This window comes from Providencia sp. PROV188, from assembly GCF_027595165.1.
Classification (GTDB): Bacteria; Pseudomonadota; Gammaproteobacteria; order Enterobacterales; family Enterobacteriaceae; genus Providencia; species Providencia lanzhouensis.
This window is the reverse complement of the sequence record NZ_CP097291.1, coordinates 2,682,695-2,700,084: the sequence shown is the minus strand read 5'-3', so window position 1 is coordinate 2,700,084 and position 17,390 is coordinate 2,682,695. Positions and strand designations below refer to the sequence as shown.

The window sequence follows — 17,390 nt, the reverse complement described above, 5'->3', positions numbered from 1 at the left end:
TTAATTGAATTGAGCGAGTTTTCCTAGTCTAAATTTGATCGAAAAGGATATACATATGAATACTGATGATGTTACAGGCGCATTGAATGATGCAACAAATTGGTTTGTGGCAAATCAGGATCTGCTAGTCCAGTATGTCGTCAATATCGTTTCCGCACTTGTTATTTTAATTGTGGGTTTGATGATTGCTAAATGGGTTAGCCGTGGTTTGAATCGCGTGATGACAATGAGAGGAATTGACTCCACTGTTAGCGAATTCTTATCTGCTATTGCTCGCTATACCATTGTGGCATTTACCCTAATTGCTGTGCTGGGCAAAATTGGCGTACAAACTGCCTCTGTCATCGCGGTAATGGGTGCCGCCGGTTTAGCGGTTGGTTTAGCATTACAAAATTCATTAGGTAACTTTGCTGCGGGCGTTCTGCTGGTGGTATTCAGACCATTAAAAGCGGGTGAGTTTGTTAAGATTGGTGCGATTGACGGTACAGTACAAAGCGTGCAAATTTTCTCAACTACATTGAGAACGGCAGATGACCGTATTGTGGTGATCCCAAACGGTAAAATTATTGGTGACAGCATCATTAACGTGACTCGTGAGCCGCTTCGTCGCCAAGATATTATGGTCGGTGTTGCTTACAATTCTGATATTGATGTGGTTAAAAAAGTATTGGGTGATATCGTTGCTGCTGACTCGCGCATTCTGCACGATAAAGGCGTGACTATCCGTTTAAATGAAATGGCACCATCTTCATTAAACTATTTAGTGCGTTTTTGGACAACGAATGGCGATACTTGGCCGGTTTATTGGGATTTAATGGAAAACTTTAAGCGTGCTCTTGATAAGCACAATATTGGTATTCCATTCCCGCAAATGGATGTTCATCTTCACCAAGTTAATACCAGCGCAAAAAATATTTCTGCTGAATAAGTATTAACGTATTTATCTTTAAAAATGGCGTGATCTAAAAGTTGCGCCATTTTTATTTGCACTTTGTCCTTAACTTCATCCTGACTTTTCATCATTTCGTTATTGCCAATCCTGATTAGCTCTACTTATGGTCCATTAGAGTTAATCGTTTTCACTAATAATTTTTTCTGGATATCATTCTTTGCAGATAATCTGAATAATTATTAGGAAAAATTGCATGTTTACGATTTATTTTCAGGGGGCTCTGCTTGGGGCTGCAATGATATTGCCCTTGGGGCCACAAAATGCGTTTGTGTTGCAACAAGGTAGTCGCAAACAGTTTCATTTAATGAGTGCATTATTATGCGCGCTAAGTGACACGATTTTAATTATTGCTGGTGTATTTGGCGGTAGTGCGCTATTAAGCCAGTCTGAGTTATTGATGGCGTTAATTACATGGGCTGGGGTCGCTTTCCTAGCGTGGTATGGCTATGGTGCGTTTCGTACCGCCATGACCCCAGATGATGAGGTCTTACAGCTAGAAAGTAAAACGATGACACGCTGGAAAGTGATTGTGACTTTATTTGCGGTCACTTGGCTTAACCCTCATGTGTATTTAGATACGTTTGTGGTGTTAGGTAGTGTGGGTGGGCAATTAGAAAGCCAATTACGCCCATGGTTTACAGCAGGGGCCTTAACGGCTTCATTCGTGTGGTTTTTCTTATTAGCCATGTTAGCCGCTTGGTTTTCTCCTATACTGAATAAACCACGCTCTCAGCGTTTTATTAACCTGTTTGTCGGTTGTGTCATGTGGTTTATTGCATTTAAACTCGCGATGCATGGTCTGGGTTATTAATTAGCATTATTCTGAATCGCAGTTTGCGCTGAATATGATAATGTGAACCTTAATCAAAGGAAGTTTGTGATGAACTTCCTTTTTCTTGTAGAGAAAAATACCATTGGGAGGTTCTGTGAAATTGAAATCTATCGTTGTTGCTGCCCTGCTGGCAGGTCTTGCGGTACCAACCATGTCATTGGCAAGCGCCGCACCAGAGGGGCCGCATATTTCGACATCAGCAAGTGGTGCTGTGAAAGTGGCGCCAGATATGGCCACGCTGAGCATTAATGTGCAAGTAACCAATAAAGATGCCGCTGCTGCGAAAACCGCCGTTGATAAGCGTGTTGCTGAATACTATGAATTTCTAAAGAAAAATGGCATTGAAAAGCAAGATATTGAAGCTGCCAATGTGCGTACGCAACCAAATTATGATTATAGTTCGTCTGCGAAAGCATCCTTAAAAGGCTATACCGCGACAAGAACTGTTGAAGTGAAAGTGAGAAAACTGGATCAACTGAATGTTCTACTCGATGGTGCATTAGCGGCAGGATTGAATGAAATTAATTCAGTCCAATTTGGCGTGAATGATCCGCAGAAATATCGTAATGCTGCGCGTGACCAAGCAATGAAGAATGCTCAACAGCAGGCTGAAGCGTTGGCGAAAGGGTTTAATGCCCAGTTAGGACCGATTTACAGCATTAATTACAATGCTCCATCAGATGTGCCATACCCCATGGCGATGCGTAGCCGTGGCGGTTCATTGAAAGCCGCTGCTCAAGATCTCAATGTTGATGAGACCTATGAGCAACAAAGTATTGATTTTAATGACCAAGTCGATGTGGTTTTTGAAATTAAGCGTTAATTTCAGCCGCAATTTCATCATCTTGTTTTAGCATCTGGCGTCCTGTTTTTAGCAGGGCGTCAGTCACTTTCTTCATTGTGCGGCTTTCTGGCGCAAAACGATGCCAATAAAGCATACGGCGCTGGCACAACCCCGGTGTTAAATCGATTAGTTCACCATTTTCTAATTCGCTGGCAATCTGCAAGTGTGGGATCATACAGCATGTTGAGCCCTGTTTTGCTAGCTGCACAAACGCTTCCGATGAGTTAACGATATGGCAAGGGACGCTACCTGGCGATAGACCAAAGTTTTGTTGTACAAAGGCTTGGTGCATATCATCTAAGTGGTCAAAAGCCACGGCAGGCGCTTTTAGTAGCGATGCGCGAGTTACACCTTCAGGGAAATATTTAGCCGCAAAGCCAGGAGATGCCACGAAAATATAGTCCAGAGCACCCAGTTTATCGACTAAACAGCCCGGTAGCGCTTGTGGCTGAATACTGATAGCACCGACTACTTCACCGCGTCTTAAACGTTCCTGGGTACGAGTTTCATCTTCCACTTGAATATTCAAGCGAATAGGGGTGTTGCCCAGAACTGGATTCAATGCAGGTAAGAACCAGGTTGCCAAGCTATCGGCGTTGACCGCTAAGGAGAGCAATAATGGGGTAGAGCCGCTGTTTTCATCTCCAAGCCACTGTTCTTCGAGTAATTCTACTTGATGAAGCAGCGCTAGCAGTTTTTGACCTTGTTCAGTCGGATGTGGCGGAACGGTGCGCACGAGTAAAGGCTGACCAAAAAGGTTTTCTAACTGTTTGATTCGTTGAGAAACCGCAGATTGGGTGATACACAATTTTTGTGCTGCTCGTTCAAATCCGCGTTCACGAATGACGGCATCCAGTGCTTGCAAGGCGCGATAATCAGGGCGCTTCATCAAAAACTCTCCTTCTTGTTATTCTGCCAATCACTATGCCATATTTTTAGGGATAACACTTGCAAATATTCCTAAAGGGTATTTTTCATAAGAAGTAGTGCACAATCCCTAATAACAATACTGCAACTTGCTGGGTGTCCGGTATATACTATTGAGCATCTACTTAATGACTCATTATTTCAGTATAAGGCTCTCGCATGACTCAGGATGAATTAAAAAAAGCAGTAGGTTGGGCAGCATTAGAATATGTTAGACCAGGCACCATTGTTGGTGTTGGTACGGGGTCTACTGCCTCTCATTTTATTGATGCATTAGCAACAATGAAGGGGCAAATCGAAGGCGCAGTCTCTAGCTCTGAAGCATCAACGCAAAAATTAAAATCCTTGGGTATTCCCGTTTTTGACTGTAATAGCGTGGATTCATTAGATGTTTATGTTGATGGTGCTGACGAAGTTGACGGTAATATGAACATGATCAAAGGCGGTGGTGCAGCGTTAACCCGTGAAAAAATCGTGTCTGCCATTGCTAAAACATTCGTGTGTATCGTAGACCAATCTAAGCTGGTGGGCGTACTGGGCAAATTCCCTCTACCAGTGGAAGTGATCCCAATGGCGCGTAGCTATGTGGCTCGTGAGCTAGTCAAACTGGGTGGTCAGCCGGTTTACCGTGAAAACGTGGTGACGGATAACGGCAACGTTATTTTAGATGTTCACAATTTAGAAATTCTCGACCCAGTCGCATTAGAAAATAAAATCAATGGCATTGCTGGTGTCGTAACAGTCGGGTTATTTGCTAACCGTGGTGCGGATGTTGTGCTGATGGGAACGGCTGATGGCGTAAAAACCATTAAGTTGTAATTAATCAGAATGTAATGATAAGCCAGTGGCTTTTTGAGTTCACTGGCTTATTTTGTTTTTGATTAGCGTGTTTTTAACTAAATAGTTTGATGGTTAATGACTTTTGTAAATATCATCAACATGAAAATTATTTAAATTTTTTTTACCTTCCGTTATTTTGGTGATATATCTCACACAAATGCCCATTGGGTGGGCAAAATGCTTATTTTGTGTTACCGCTCTAGATTTTCCACCACATAACTTCTTTTTCATCACACTTTTTAGCAGAGTCTAAGCAATCGTTTGTATTGCTACTGCGCTGAATTTTGCTATGTTGGTATTCTCGTTTTATTTCAAGGTGCATGTGAGGGGGCTGGAGTGCCTTAATTTCATGGCGTGCATCTCGAATTATTTTGAGTTCATACGAAATTCATCGGTCAAAAATTAAGTACGATAGGGTAGGGTAAATGGTCAAGGTATCTTTGCAGAAAGACAAAATTAAATTTTTACTGCTTGAAGGTGTTCACCAAAGTGCTGTGGATAACCTCAAAGCAGCGGGTTACACCAATATCGAATATCACAAAAGTGCGCTGTCGGACGAAGAATTAAAAGAAGCGATTAAAGATGCACGTTTTGTGGGGATCCGCTCCCGTACTCATTTGACGGAAGAGATCTTTGCCGCAGCAGAAAAATTGGTGGCTGTGGGATGTTTCTGTATTGGAACCAACCAAGTTGATCTCGATGCTGCAGCGAAGCGCGGTATTCCTGTCTTTAATGCACCATTCTCCAACACCCGTTCCGTGGCGGAAATGGTATTAGGTCAGTTATTACTTCTGTTACGTCGTATTCCTGAAGCGAATATGCAAGCACACCGCGGGATCTGGGAAAAACAAGCGAAAGGCTGCTTTGAAGCTCGTGGCAAACGCTTAGGTATTGTCGGTTATGGTCATATCGGTACACAGTTAGGGATCTTAGCTGAAGGTATCGGTATGGATGTTTACTTCTATGATATCGAAAACAAATTGCCATTAGGTAACGCAACTCAAGTTCGTTCATTACCAGAATTATTAAAAATGAGCGATGTGGTGAGCTTACATGTGCCTGAAACGGCCAGCACGAAAAACATGTTTGGCGAAGTGCAGTTTGAGCAAATGAAGCAAGGTGCGATTTTCATCAACGCATCACGCGGTACTGTTGTTGATATTCCTGCATTAAGTTCAGCGTTAGAAAGCAAGAAATTATCAGGTGCAGCGGTTGACGTTTTCCCAACGGAACCAGCAGCAAACAACGATCCTAATGACCCATTCATTTCTGAGTTGATTAAATTCGATAACGTTATTCTGACTCCACATATCGGTGGTTCAACGGAAGAAGCGCAAGAAAATATTGGCTTAGAAGTGGCAAGTAAACTGGCAAAATACTCAGATAACGGTTCAACATTATCTGCGGTTAACTTCCCTGAAGTTTCGCTGCCAGTGCATATGGATGATACTAACCGTTTACTGCACATTCATGAAAACCGCCCTGGTATCATGAACAGTATCAACCAAGTGTTTACTGAAAATAACATTAACGTGGTTGGGCAATACTTGCGAACCTCGGGGAATGTGGGCTATGTGGTTATTGATGTGTTGACGCAGTCACCAAGCCAAGCGGATGAAGTATTACTGAAATTAAAATCTCTACCAGGCACCATCCGTGCTCGTCTGCTGTTCTAATCAGTCGATGCATTAAAAACATTTCATTAAAAGCACAGTGGCGTTGGTATCTACCAGCGCCATATTTTTTTCGGGGTAATAATTTCTGGTAATGGAATATCCCAGTGCGCGACAGGTAAATCTTCAACTAACTGACAATCATGGGCGAGTCCAATAGGATAAGAGCCAGTTTGTTGCCAATTTGCCAATGTTCTATCATAAAATCCGCCTCCCATTCCTAACCGTTGCCCTTGGCTATCAAAAGCTACCAGCGGGATCATCATAATATCCAGCCGCTCGATAGGTAATACATCTAATACATTCAATTGTGGCTCTTCAATATTAAATTTATTTTTTACTAAGGTAGTCTTCGGCGTGTAGTGCAAAAATAATAGGTGGTGAGGATCAAAAGGGTGAATAACGGGAAGATAAACTTGTTTACCGTGATCCCAAAGGGCTTGGATTAATGGACGTGTATTAATTTCACCATCGAACGAAAGAAATAGGGCGATAGTTTTAGCCTGTGCGACTTTTGGGTGATTAAGTGTGTGGGCGATAATGCGTTGTGCCGCATCATCTTGAACTTCAGGCGTCAGTTCCCGTCTGGTAGCTCGAATAGATTTACGGATTTGCTGACGTAGTGAAGATAGCGTATCTGACATAACCATTTCCATAAATCATATTCCTAATATCAAGTTGATAACTCGTGGAAAAATTTACAAAACAGTATATCGCAAGGAATAGGAATACGTAATTTTTAGTGTGGGTTTGAGATTTTGTGCAAAGAATACAGCGCAGACTAAATAGAAGGGAGGTCTCCAAGATGCCGTTGTAGGCTGTAACCCTTGAACCCTTGGTTCAAGGTGAACGCAGTTTAGCAACCTTTAGGCTTCCTGAGCGAATCAGGCATGCTCACCAGCGCAATAACCACATTCTGTTTGGTATGAAATATCGGCTCAGGGGACTTACCCACTGACGCGCATCTCAGAGAAATTTGTTTTGAGAACTTTCGTTACTCAGTGATTTCATTGTACGAAATTAGAGTGTAAATGCAACCTAATTTTTCGTTTTATTATTTTACTAGTGATTGATTAATAAGCATATTTACTCTAGGGGCAATACCTGCCTCTCAGTGATTTTCACCTGATCGTGCAACGCTTGTTCAATCGTCTGCTGCAATACTTTTATTTTCTCTTCCATATTATAAGCATAATCGCGCGTTTTTGTCTTTTCTTGTGCTAATTCGTGACAGACGTTCAATGCGACAATGAAAATAAGTTGTTCAGTGTTAGTGACACCGCTTCGGTCTTTTAACGTTTTTAAGCGTTCTTCTAATTCTTTTGCTGACTCTAAGAGCGCTTCTTTTTGTTCTATTGGGCAATTAACGCGCATAGAGCGCCCAAAAATCTGAATATCAACGGGTTGTGCGGACATGATACCTCCATACTAAAATCTTTTTCGCCAATAAAAGTAGGACATTTGGCGTAAATGTTGTTAATTTTTGCATAGCTTATGCTTAGATAGGCATTGGCGATATATTACTAGTTTAGAATAAAAATAAGCTAATAATAACTCAGACAAAAAAAGCAGACTGGTCTAGCGGCTATCCTTGGTGGTAGCATATCACGAATCCCAAGCTAACATGACGAATTCAGATGTCTATACAAAAATCTTTACCTAACTATGAATCGTTGGACAACTTACTCCAACAGCACTCAATCGCACTCACTGCCGCCGAGATCCATGGTTTAATAACCGGACTGATTTGTGGAGGAAGCCGTGACCTCGGTTGGCAAACCCTTGTTCATGATCTAGCAAATGACGGACTTGCGTTTCCGCAAACCGTTTCACAACCGCTGCGTGAACTGTATGACCTCACATTTGAAGCATTAGATGACACCGAATTTGCATTCAATATGCTATTTCCGGATGAAGACGCTTCTGTGTTTGACCATGCGGATGCACTAGCTGGCTGGGTTAACCACTTCTTACTTGGCATTGGTGTTGCTCAACCTAAACTGACTGATAAAAAAGAGATTAGTGAAGTAATTACCGATCTACGTAACATCGGTATGCTTGGTTATGATGAAGAAGAAGACCAAGAAGAGTTAGAGCAAGCATTAGAAGAAGTTGTTGAATATGTGAGAGTTGCCGTTCAACTGTGTTATATCGCATTGGCTGAGCCGAAAAAAGGCCCAACCGCTGTTGAGAATATCAAGCCCGTTCTTCACTAATCTATAATATTAGGTAGCGACCCACTAACTGTAGGCTTTCTGCATTGTCAGTCACCTACGGTTAAGGAACGGATTTACCTAATTTGAACTGATTGCCGTTTGATTTTTAGCTAATTATCAAACAAGCAACCAATCTAAAACCCAAATAATAAGGCAATAACGGTATGAATAAGCAGGAATTTATTTCTCGTCGTAATGCATTATTGGCTCAAATGGCGCCAGCAAGTGCTGCTATTATTTTTTCAGCACCTGAAGCACAACGTAATGCGGATTGCGAATATCCGTATCGCCAGCACAGTGATTTTCTATATCTGACTGGATTTAGTGAGCCAGAAGCGGTTTTAGTTTTAATAAAAAGTGACGAGAAACATAGCCACACCGTGCTATTCAACCGTGTTCGCGATCTTACCGCAGAAATTTGGTTTGGGCGTCGCTTAGGACAAGATGCTGCACCAGAAAAATTAGGTATTGATAAAGCGCTGCCATTCGATGAAATCGTTGACCAGCTTTATCAATTACTCAATGGTCTCGATGTGGTTTATCACGCTCAAGGTGAATTTGATTACGCGGATAAACTGGTTTTCGGTGCATTGGATGTTCTGCGTCGAGGAAGCCGTCGCAACTTAAAAGCCCCTCGCACGCTCATTGACTGGCGTCCAATGGTGCACGAAATGCGCCTATTTAAGTCGGATGCAGAAATGGCCGTCATGCGCAAAGCGGGTGAAATTTCGGCATTAGCCCATATTCGTGCAATGGAAACTTGCCGCCCGAATATGTATGAATACCAACTCTGTGGTGAGATTGAGTATGAATTTACTCGCCATGGTGCGCGTTTCCCATCTTATAACACCATCGTCGGTAGTGGCGAAAACGCCTGCATTTTGCACTACACAGAAAATGAATGTGCGATGAAAGATGGGGACTTAGTCCTAATTGATGCCGGTGCAGAGTTAGAAGGTTACGCAGGGGATATCACCCGAACTTTCCCTGTGAACGGAAAATTCACCAAAGAACAGCGTGAAATTTACGATATCGTGCTTCAATCTATTAACACCGCATTAGAACTTTACCGCCCAGGCACCAGTATCCACGAAGTGACTCGTCAAATTGTTCGCATTAAAACAGAAGGCTTAGTGAAATTAGGCATTTTGCAGGGTGACGTCGAACAATTGATCGAAAACAAAGCGTATCATCCATTTTTTATGCATGGTTTAAGCCATTGGCTGGGCTTAGATGTTCATGATGTCGGTTTTTACGGTGTAGAAAGAGACCGCATTTTAGAGCCGGGCATGGTGCTAACCATTGAACCAGGATTATATATTGCGCCAGATGCTGACGTACCGCCTCAATACCGTGGTATTGGCGTACGTATCGAAGACGACATTCTTATCACTGAAGATGGGAATGAAAACTTAACGGCGATGGTCGTTAAAGATCCTGATGAAATTGAAGCGTTAATGGCGGCGGCTAAAAAACGCTTAGGTTAAGCAGTAAAAAGTAATAATAGAAGGTAATTAACAACCTATGAATGTGATTATTGTTGGGGGAGGAATGGCTGGCGCGACATTGGCACTGGCAATTTCATCACTCAGTCGAGGACGTGTTTCGGTATCACTAATCGAAGCATCTCAACCGGATAACCAGCATCCGGGCTTTGATGCACGAGCGATTGCGTTAGCGCACGGCACTTGCCAGTACCTATCGTCGATTGGTGTTTGGTCTGCATTTGCTGATTGCGTTACCCCCATTAATCACGTTCATGTGTCCGATAGAGGGCATGCAGGGTTTGTTAATATTCATGCTGAAGATCACCAAATCACTGAATTGGGTAATGTGATCGAATTGCATGAAGCAGGTGCTCGTTTATTTTCACTGTTACGTAAAGCACCCGGCGTTACACTTTATTGTCCTGCTAAAGTGGAGCATGTTGAGCGTACAGTGGACAACGTGACTGTCACGTTAGACAGCGGTGAGCAAATCACGGGCAGTTTATTAGTGGCGGCGGATGGTAGCCGTTCTGCGATTGGTCAAGCTTGCAATATGCAATGGCAGCAAGATGATTATGGACAAGTGGCAATTATTGCCAATGTGAAAACATCGATTGACCCCGCAGGGCGTGCCTTCGAACGCTTTACTGAATTTGGTCCTTTGGCATTATTACCTATGTCTGAAGGGCGTAGCTCGTTAGTTTGGTGTCATCGCCAAGAACATGCTGACGATATTAATGCGTGGGATGATGAAACCTTTATTCGCAAATTACAGCAAGCATTTGGCTGGCGTTTAGGGGAAATAACCCAAGCTGGTAAACGTAATTGTTACCCATTAGTGTTAAGAAAAGCGGTGAATCCTGTTAGTCACCGTGTTGCGTTGGTGGGAAATGCAGCGCAAACATTACACCCAATTGCAGGGCAAGGTTTCAACCTTGGGATCCGTGATGTCATGCAATTAGCTGAGTTAGTCGTCAATGCTCATGATAATCAGCAAGATATTGGCAGTTATTCATTGCTAAGTCAGTACCAACAAACCCGATTAGCCGATCGAGAAAAAACAGTCACCATGACCGATGGTCTGGTGCGCTTATTTGCTAATCGTTGCTTCCCATTAATTGTGGGGCGTAATTTAGGCCTGATGGCGATGGAGATGTTGCCGCCTGTTCGTGATGTTTTAGCCCGCCAAACCCTTGGCTGGGTCGCACATAAATAACCACAAAACTAAGAGGAATAAAAATATGCAATCGTTTGATGTGGTTATCGCCGGTGGTGGTATGGTTGGACTCGCACTGGCATGTGGACTCGAAGGCAGTGGTTTACGTGTGGCGGTCGTTGAAAACCATCCACCTAAAACGCCATTCTCTGCTAACGATCCCCATGCGCTACGCGTGTCGGCAATCAATGCCGCCAGTGAAAAATTATTGACTCATTTAGATGTATGGTCAGCAATCAAAGGGATGCGTGCTGCCGCCTATAGCGGGATGGAAGTGTGGGATAACCACAGTTTCGGTCGTATTGCTTTTTCTGCTAAAGACCAAAATCTCTCGCATTTAGGTCATATCGTTGAAAACAATGTGGTGCGCGATGCCTTATGGCAAAAAGCCAGCCAATTGCGTGATGTAACTTTACTGGCCCCTGCAACCATCAAGAAGGTGGTATGGGGAGAAAATGACGTTTTCATCACGTTAGATGATGAAAATATGCTGACGGCTCGCTTGATAGTCGGGGCTGACGGCGCAAATTCATGGCTGCGTAGTCATGCAGATATTCCGCTCACTTTCTGGGATTATGAACATACCGCACTGGTAGCAACTATTCGAACCGAACGTTCCCATGAAGGTATTGCTCGCCAGGCTTTTAATGGGGAAGGCATCCTCGCGTTCTTACCGCTAAGCGACCCGCACTTATGTTCGATTGTTTGGTCTCAGCCAAACTTAGCCGCTGCGCGTCGTCAAGATTTAGATAAGTTAGAATTTGAGAAAGAATTGACCGTCGCATTTGATGTTAATTTAGGTTTTTGCCAATTAGAAAGCGACCGTTTAACTATCCCATTAACCGGACGTTATGCGCGTCAGTTTGCGGCGCAGCGTTTAGCGCTACTCGGGGATGCGGCTCACACCATTCATCCTTTGGCGGGCCAAGGGGTGAATCTTGGTTTTATGGACGTCGCTATGCTGATTGGTGAAATCAGAAGGCTACATCGTGAAGGCAAAGATTTTGGTCAATATTTCTATTTGCGTGATTATGAACGTAGCCGCAAGCACAGCGCAGCGGTGATGTTAGCGGGAATGCAAGGTTTCCGTGAACTGTTTGATGGCAACAACCCTGCGAAGAAATTGCTGCGAGATATTGGTCTTGTTTTAGCGGACAGTTTACCGGGTGTTAAGCCTCAACTACTAAACCACGCGATGGGCTTATCGGATATGCCAAAATGGCTAAAGCAACTACCGACTAATAACGCTTAATTCCGTCTGAATTTTCTCTTCCAAATAACCTGAGTGTTTAATTTTAAATACTCAGGTTTTTTATTTCTCTTTCCATTTTGTTCGCAACCAGTCTTGCCTAGCAATAGCTGAGAAAAACTAATTTACCCATGATTTCGGATTAGTTTTTCTAATTTATGTGTTTTTCTGAATTTGTCCACATTTTTGGGTTAAGTCTCAATTACGATGATTTTTTGCGCACTAATAAGCCAAATATGAAGGGATTGAGTGATCGTTCTCAATTATTTAACAAAAACCACTGGTAATGTGAGGGCGCAATCAGTAATACAGAGAGTACATCACCCTATTTTTATTTATAGCATCCAATTTTGAATGTTAGCGGTTTTGAATCAAATCCGATGATTTGCGTTTTGATGAAACGGGGTTCACAGAAAAAAATTTATGCCGTTCATTACGCAATCACCCCATCAGACACAGTAATGTAAAGAGGGTATTCATGGTAAAGCAAACGACTCTATATGATGAGCATATAGCCTGCGGCGCAAAAATGGTGGATTTTCATGGCTGGATGATGCCACTGCACTATGGTTCACAAATCAACGAACATAATATTGTTCGAACCGATGCAGGAATGTTTGATGTTTCCCACATGACGATTGTTGACCTACATGGCGAAGGTTGCCGCGATTTTCTTCGTTATCTTCTCGCCAATGATATTGCTAAGCTCACCATCAAAGGTCGCGCACTGTATACAGGTATGCTGAATGCATCAGGTGGTGTGATTGATGACCTGATTGTTTATTACCTTGAAGATGATTTCTACCGCCTTGTGGTTAACTCTGCGACGCGAGACAAAGACATAGCATGGATTGAGCAGCACGCGAAAGATTATGCGGTCGCGATTACTGTACGTGATGATTTGGCATTAGTTGCCGTTCAAGGTCCGAAATCTCAAGAAAAAGTTCACACGTTGCTGACTGAAGAACAACGTGCTGCCATCAAAGATATGAAGCCTTTTTATGGTGTTCAAACTGGCGATCTGTTTATTGCGACCACGGGCTACACCGGTGAAAAAGGGTATGAAATTGCGATGCCGAAACAGCATATCGTGGATTTCTGGCATAAATTACTGAAGGCAGGCGTTCATCCAGCAGGTTTAGGCGCTCGTGATACTCTGCGTCTTGAAGCGGGTATGAATCTCTATGGGCAAGATATGGATGAGTCTATTTCTCCATTAGCGGCCAATATGGGGTGGACAATTGCTTGGGAGCCGCAAGACAGAAACTTTATTGGCCGTGAAGCGTTGGAAAAACAGCGAGCGAAAGGTACCGATAAGCTGGTGGGTATCGTGATGCGCGAAAAAGGCATTTTACGTGCTGAACAGGTTGTGCGCTTTACGGATGAATCAGGTAAATTGCATGAGGGAGTGATCACTAGTGGTTCATTCTCTCCAACGTTAGGTTTCAGTATCGCGCTAGCGCGTGTACCGGGTGACATTAAAAATCACGCCATCGTTGAAATTCGTCAGCGGGAAATGCCGGTTGAAGTGGTAAAACCAGGATTTGTCCGTGAAGGTAAGGCATTAGTGTAATTAGATATTTTCTAATACAAATTGATTTTAAAACGTTTTCTCAAAAACTTTTTCTCAAGAACATATGGTCAGAATCAAAAGAGAGGCTAGAAATGAGCAATGCACCTAAAGAATTAAGATATACCCGCGAACACGAATGGCTGCGTGATGAAGGAAACGGTGAGTTCACTGTGGGTATTACTGAACATGCGCAAGAAACTTTAGGCGATATGGTGTTTGTTGATTTACCCGATGTGGGTGATGTAGTGAGCGCAGGGGACGACTGTGCTGTCGTTGAATCTGTGAAAGCAGCATCCGATATTTATGCACCGATTAGTGGTGAAATTATTGCAGTTAACAGTGCACTCAGCGACTCTCCAGAGCTGGTGAACGAATCGCCATATCAAGAAGGCTGGATTTTCCGTATTAAGATGAGCGATGACTCTCAGTTAGCTGACCTTATCGATGCTCAAGGTTATCTGAGCATGATCGCTGCGGAAGAGTAATCCACAGCATCATGTTTCGCACTGTAGTGTGATCGCTTGCTACAGTGCGAAATATCAAGAACATAATGAATATTTTTAACCAAGGTTAGTTTGAACTAGTCTACTTATCTCGCAGTTTATCAATAGGTTTTATCATCGCTAGAGTCTTATAACCTACGCTACGCATAGCAAAAAGGATGGGAACACAGATATGTCGATGTCACTGAGTCAACTAGAAAACCGTTCAGAATTTATCTCGCGCCATATAGGGTCATCAGAACAACAAATAAAAACCATGTTAGGTACTGTTGGCGCGACTTCCCTCGATAATTTAATGGACAAAATTGTCCCGAAAGCCATTTTACTGCCTGAGCCACCAAGAGTCGGCGGTGGTGCAACCGAGCAAGAAGCGCTCGCAGAATTAAAAGGGATTGCTTCCCTAAATAAACGTTATAAAAGTTATATCGGCATGGGCTATGCCCCAGTGATCCTTCCTCCTGTTATCTTACGTAATTTGCTCGAAAACCCAGGCTGGTATACGGCTTATACCCCTTATCAGCCCGAAGTTTCCCAAGGTCGTCTTGAGTCACTGCTGAATTTCCAGCAATTAACGATTGATTTAACGGGCTTAGATTTAGCATCAGCTTCTTTGCTGGATGAAGCGACAGCGGCAGCAGAAGCCATGGCGATGGCAAAACGCATCAGTAAATTGAAAAATGCAGAACGCTTTTTCGTTGCGGATGACGTCCATCCTCAAACCCTTGATGTTGTGCGGACTCGTGCAGGCACATTTGGCTTTGAAGTGATTGTCGACAGTGCGGAAAAAGTGCTGGAACATGAAGGTGTGTTTGGTGCATTACTGCAACAAGTTGGCACCACAGGGAATATTCATGATTACAGCGAGTTATTTACCAAACTAAAAGCGAAGAATATTGTCAGCTGTGTGGCTGCCGATATGATGGCATTAGTGTTATTGACAGCACCTGCAAAACAAGGGGCTGACATTGTTTTCGGCTCAGCGCAGCGTTTTGGTGTACCAATGGGTTATGGTGGCCCTCATGCTGCATTCTTTGCGTGTAAAGATGAATTCAAACGTGCGATGCCGGGACGCATTATCGGGGTCTCTCGTGATGCTGCAGGTCATACTGCGCTACGTATGGCGATGCAAACTCGTGAACAGCATATCCGCCGTGAAAAAGCGAACTCCAACATTTGTACTTCCCAAGTTTTACTGGCCAATATTGCCGCGATGTATGCGGTGTATCATGGGCCTGAAGGCTTGAAAATGATTGCTCAGCGCATTCATCGCTTTAGCTCAATTTTTGCGAAAGCGCTTACAGAGTCAGGCATCGCTCTGCGCCATAAAACGTGGTTCGATACTCTGGCTATCGAAGTAGCAGACAAAGCGGCGGTCTTAGCGCGCGCTGAAAAAGCAAAAATAAACTTACGGACAGATATTCACGGTGCAGTGGGTGTTACGTTCAGTGAAATTACCACTCGCCAAGATCTCAACGAACTGTTCTTTGTGATCACGGGTACTGACCAAAAACTGGATTTCGAAAAATTAGATAAGCAAGTTTCGGAAAGTGAAAGTGCAATTCCAGCAGCCATGTTGCGTGATGACGTGATTTTATCCCATCCAAATTTCCATCGTTATCATAGCGAAACGGAAATGATGCGCTACATGCACAGCTTAGAGCGTAAGGATTTAGCGTTGAACCAAGCGATGATCCCATTAGGTTCTTGCACTATGAAACTTAACGCTGCTGCGGAAATGCTGCCAATTACGTGGCCTGAATTTGGTGAGTTACACCCGTTCTGTCCACCGGAGCAGGCGCAAGGTTATCATCAAATGATTGAGCAGCTTTCCCACTGGCTAGTGCAATTGACGGGATATGATGCTGTCTGTATGCAACCTAACTCAGGGGCTCAAGGGGAATATGCGGGTCTGTTAGCAATCCGTCGTTACCATGAAAGCCGCAATGAAGGCGCACGTAATATTTGTTTGATCCCAGCCTCTGCTCACGGAACTAACCCAGCCTCTGCTCACATGGCGGGTATGGAAGTGGTGGTGGTACGCTGTGATGATGAAGGTAACATTGACCTTGCTGACCTGCGAGAAAAAGCGCAGGAGCACAGTGCAGCGCTCTCATGCGTGATGGTGACTTACCCGTCAACTCACGGTGTGTATGAAGAGAGCATTCGCGAAGTGTGTGAAATTATCCACCAATATGGCGGGCAAGTTTACTTAGATGGCGCGAATATGAACGCACAAGTGGGGCTGACAACACCGGGCTTTATCGGCGCGGATGTGTCTCACTTGAACTTACATAAAACCTTCTGTATTCCTCATGGCGGTGGCGGCCCAGGTATGGGACCTATCGGTGTGAAGAAACATTTAGCACCGTTTGTACCAGGGCACTCTGTCGTCACTCAAGAAATGCTAACCGAACAAGGTGCGGTTTCTGCTGCGCCATTTGGTAGCGCTTCTATTCTGCCAATTAGCTGGATGTATATCCGAATGATGGGCTCTCATGGGCTGAGAAAAGCCAGCCAAGTGGCAATCTTGAACGCTAACTATATTGCGAAGCGTTTAGCGAGTCGCTATGAGATCCTCTATACCGGACAAGAAGGTTATGTGGCTCATGAATGTATCGTGGATCTACGTCCAATCAAGAAAGATACAGGCATCAGTGAGCTGGATATTGCTAAGCGCTTGATTGACTATGGTTTCCATGCGCCAACCATGTCATTCCCAGTTGCAGGTACGTTGATGATCGAACCTACTGAGTCAGAAAGTATTGTGGAAATCGATCGCTTTATCGATGCAATGCTGGCTATCCGCGATGAGATTGATCAAGTGGTTCAAGGTAAATGGACGCTGGAAGATAACCCGTTAGTCAATGCGCCACACGTTCAAACTGAGTTGGCAGAAGAGTGGGGTCATAGCTATAGCCGTGAATTGGCGGTATTCCCATCTCATGCAACACGAGTGAACAAGTACTGGCCAGCGGTAAAACGCCTTGATGATGTTTATGGCGACCGCCATTTACATTGCTCTTGTGTGCCTATTGATGAGTATATGTAATTAATTTTTTAGCTTTTTAATATGAAAAC

15 protein-coding genes and 1 other RNA gene are annotated in these 17,390 nt (G+C 43.7%); 12 read left to right on the top strand and 4 right to left on the bottom strand.

The genetic code is table 11. From position 1 onward, the window contains the following. Positions 1 to 55 precede the first annotated feature (55 nt). The 3 genes from mscS (at position 56) to M5X66_RS12445 (ending at position 2,607) form a co-directional block, all read left to right on the top strand. Positions 56 to 928, top strand: coding sequence for a small-conductance mechanosensitive channel MscS (mscS, locus tag M5X66_RS12455; protein ID WP_036951161.1), 873 nt, complete (start codon positions 56 to 58; stop codon positions 926 to 928). Between the two features lie 217 nt (positions 929 to 1,145). Then, complete coding sequence (gene argO, locus M5X66_RS12450) at positions 1,146 to 1,763, top strand: arginine exporter ArgO (protein WP_132495786.1); 618 nt, start codon at positions 1,146 to 1,148, stop codon at positions 1,761 to 1,763. A 115-nt stretch (positions 1,764 to 1,878) separates the two neighbouring features. Continuing rightward, positions 1,879 to 2,607, top strand: coding sequence for an oxidative stress defense protein (locus M5X66_RS12445; RefSeq protein ID WP_036951158.1), 729 nt, complete (start codon positions 1,879 to 1,881; stop codon positions 2,605 to 2,607). On the opposite strand, the gene M5X66_RS12440 is transcribed toward M5X66_RS12445, so the two are convergent. Beyond that, the gene (locus M5X66_RS12440) at positions 2,597 to 3,517 is read right to left on the bottom strand and encodes a LysR family transcriptional regulator ArgP (protein ID WP_036951157.1); all 921 of its coding nucleotides are present in this window, start codon (positions 3,515 to 3,517) and stop codon (positions 2,597 to 2,599) included. The genes M5X66_RS12445 and M5X66_RS12440 overlap by 11 nt on opposite strands. Before the next feature lie 197 nt (positions 3,518 to 3,714). Between M5X66_RS12440 and rpiA the strand changes: the two genes are divergently transcribed. Together rpiA and serA are read left to right on the top strand one after the other, a co-directional pair. Then, entirely contained in the window at positions 3,715 to 4,374 is a 660-nt protein-coding gene (gene rpiA / locus M5X66_RS12435) for a ribose-5-phosphate isomerase RpiA (RefSeq protein ID WP_108478272.1), read from the top strand. A 446-nt stretch (positions 4,375 to 4,820) separates the two neighbouring features. Then, positions 4,821 to 6,071, top strand: a complete 1,251-nt coding sequence (serA, locus tag M5X66_RS12430; protein WP_036951154.1) for a phosphoglycerate dehydrogenase — start codon at positions 4,821 to 4,823, stop codon at positions 6,069 to 6,071. Between the two features lie 50 nt (positions 6,072 to 6,121). On the opposite strand, the gene M5X66_RS12425 is transcribed toward serA, so the two are convergent. The 3 genes from M5X66_RS12425 to zapA form a co-directional block, all read right to left on the bottom strand. Beyond that, complete coding sequence (locus tag M5X66_RS12425; protein WP_270103603.1) at positions 6,122 to 6,724, bottom strand: 5-formyltetrahydrofolate cyclo-ligase; 603 nt, start codon at positions 6,722 to 6,724, stop codon at positions 6,122 to 6,124. Between the two features lie 137 nt (positions 6,725 to 6,861). Next, a non-coding RNA gene (gene ssrS / locus M5X66_RS12420) (6S RNA) lies at positions 6,862 to 7,044 on the bottom strand. A gap of 110 nt (positions 7,045 to 7,154) precedes the next feature. Next, positions 7,155 to 7,484, bottom strand: a complete 330-nt coding sequence (zapA, locus tag M5X66_RS12415; RefSeq protein WP_036951152.1) for a cell division protein ZapA — start codon at positions 7,482 to 7,484, stop codon at positions 7,155 to 7,157. A gap of 221 nt (positions 7,485 to 7,705) precedes the next feature. On the opposite strand from zapA, the gene M5X66_RS12410 reads away from it, so the two are divergent. The 7 genes from M5X66_RS12410 (at position 7,706) to gcvP (ending at position 17,361) form a co-directional block, all read left to right on the top strand. Then, positions 7,706 to 8,284: a YecA/YgfB family protein gene (locus M5X66_RS12410; protein WP_036951150.1), complete on the top strand. Its 579-nt coding sequence runs from the start codon at positions 7,706 to 7,708 to the stop codon at positions 8,282 to 8,284. Positions 8,285 to 8,448: 164 nt separating this feature from the next. After that, positions 8,449 to 9,771, top strand: coding sequence for a Xaa-Pro aminopeptidase (gene pepP, locus M5X66_RS12405; protein WP_036951148.1), 1,323 nt, complete (start codon positions 8,449 to 8,451; stop codon positions 9,769 to 9,771). 37 nt (positions 9,772 to 9,808) lie between these two features. Further along, the gene (gene ubiH / locus M5X66_RS12400; RefSeq protein WP_036951146.1) at positions 9,809 to 10,987 is read left to right on the top strand and encodes a 2-octaprenyl-6-methoxyphenyl hydroxylase; all 1,179 of its coding nucleotides are present in this window, start codon (positions 9,809 to 9,811) and stop codon (positions 10,985 to 10,987) included. 25 nt (positions 10,988 to 11,012) lie between these two features. After that, positions 11,013 to 12,239: an FAD-dependent 2-octaprenylphenol hydroxylase gene (gene ubiI / locus M5X66_RS12395; protein WP_108478269.1), complete on the top strand. Its 1,227-nt coding sequence runs from the start codon at positions 11,013 to 11,015 to the stop codon at positions 12,237 to 12,239. A 475-nt stretch (positions 12,240 to 12,714) separates the two neighbouring features. Next, positions 12,715 to 13,809 (top strand): glycine cleavage system aminomethyltransferase GcvT, encoded by a 1,095-nt coding sequence (gene gcvT / locus M5X66_RS12390; RefSeq protein WP_036951142.1) that lies wholly within the window; start codon positions 12,715 to 12,717, stop codon positions 13,807 to 13,809. Between the two features lie 92 nt (positions 13,810 to 13,901). Continuing rightward, positions 13,902 to 14,294 (top strand): glycine cleavage system protein GcvH, encoded by a 393-nt coding sequence (gene gcvH, locus M5X66_RS12385; protein WP_036951141.1) that lies wholly within the window; start codon positions 13,902 to 13,904, stop codon positions 14,292 to 14,294. A 190-nt stretch (positions 14,295 to 14,484) separates the two neighbouring features. Continuing rightward, positions 14,485 to 17,361, top strand: a complete 2,877-nt coding sequence (gene gcvP / locus M5X66_RS12380; protein WP_036951138.1) for an aminomethyl-transferring glycine dehydrogenase — start codon at positions 14,485 to 14,487, stop codon at positions 17,359 to 17,361. Positions 17,362 to 17,390: the final 29 nt, after the last annotated feature.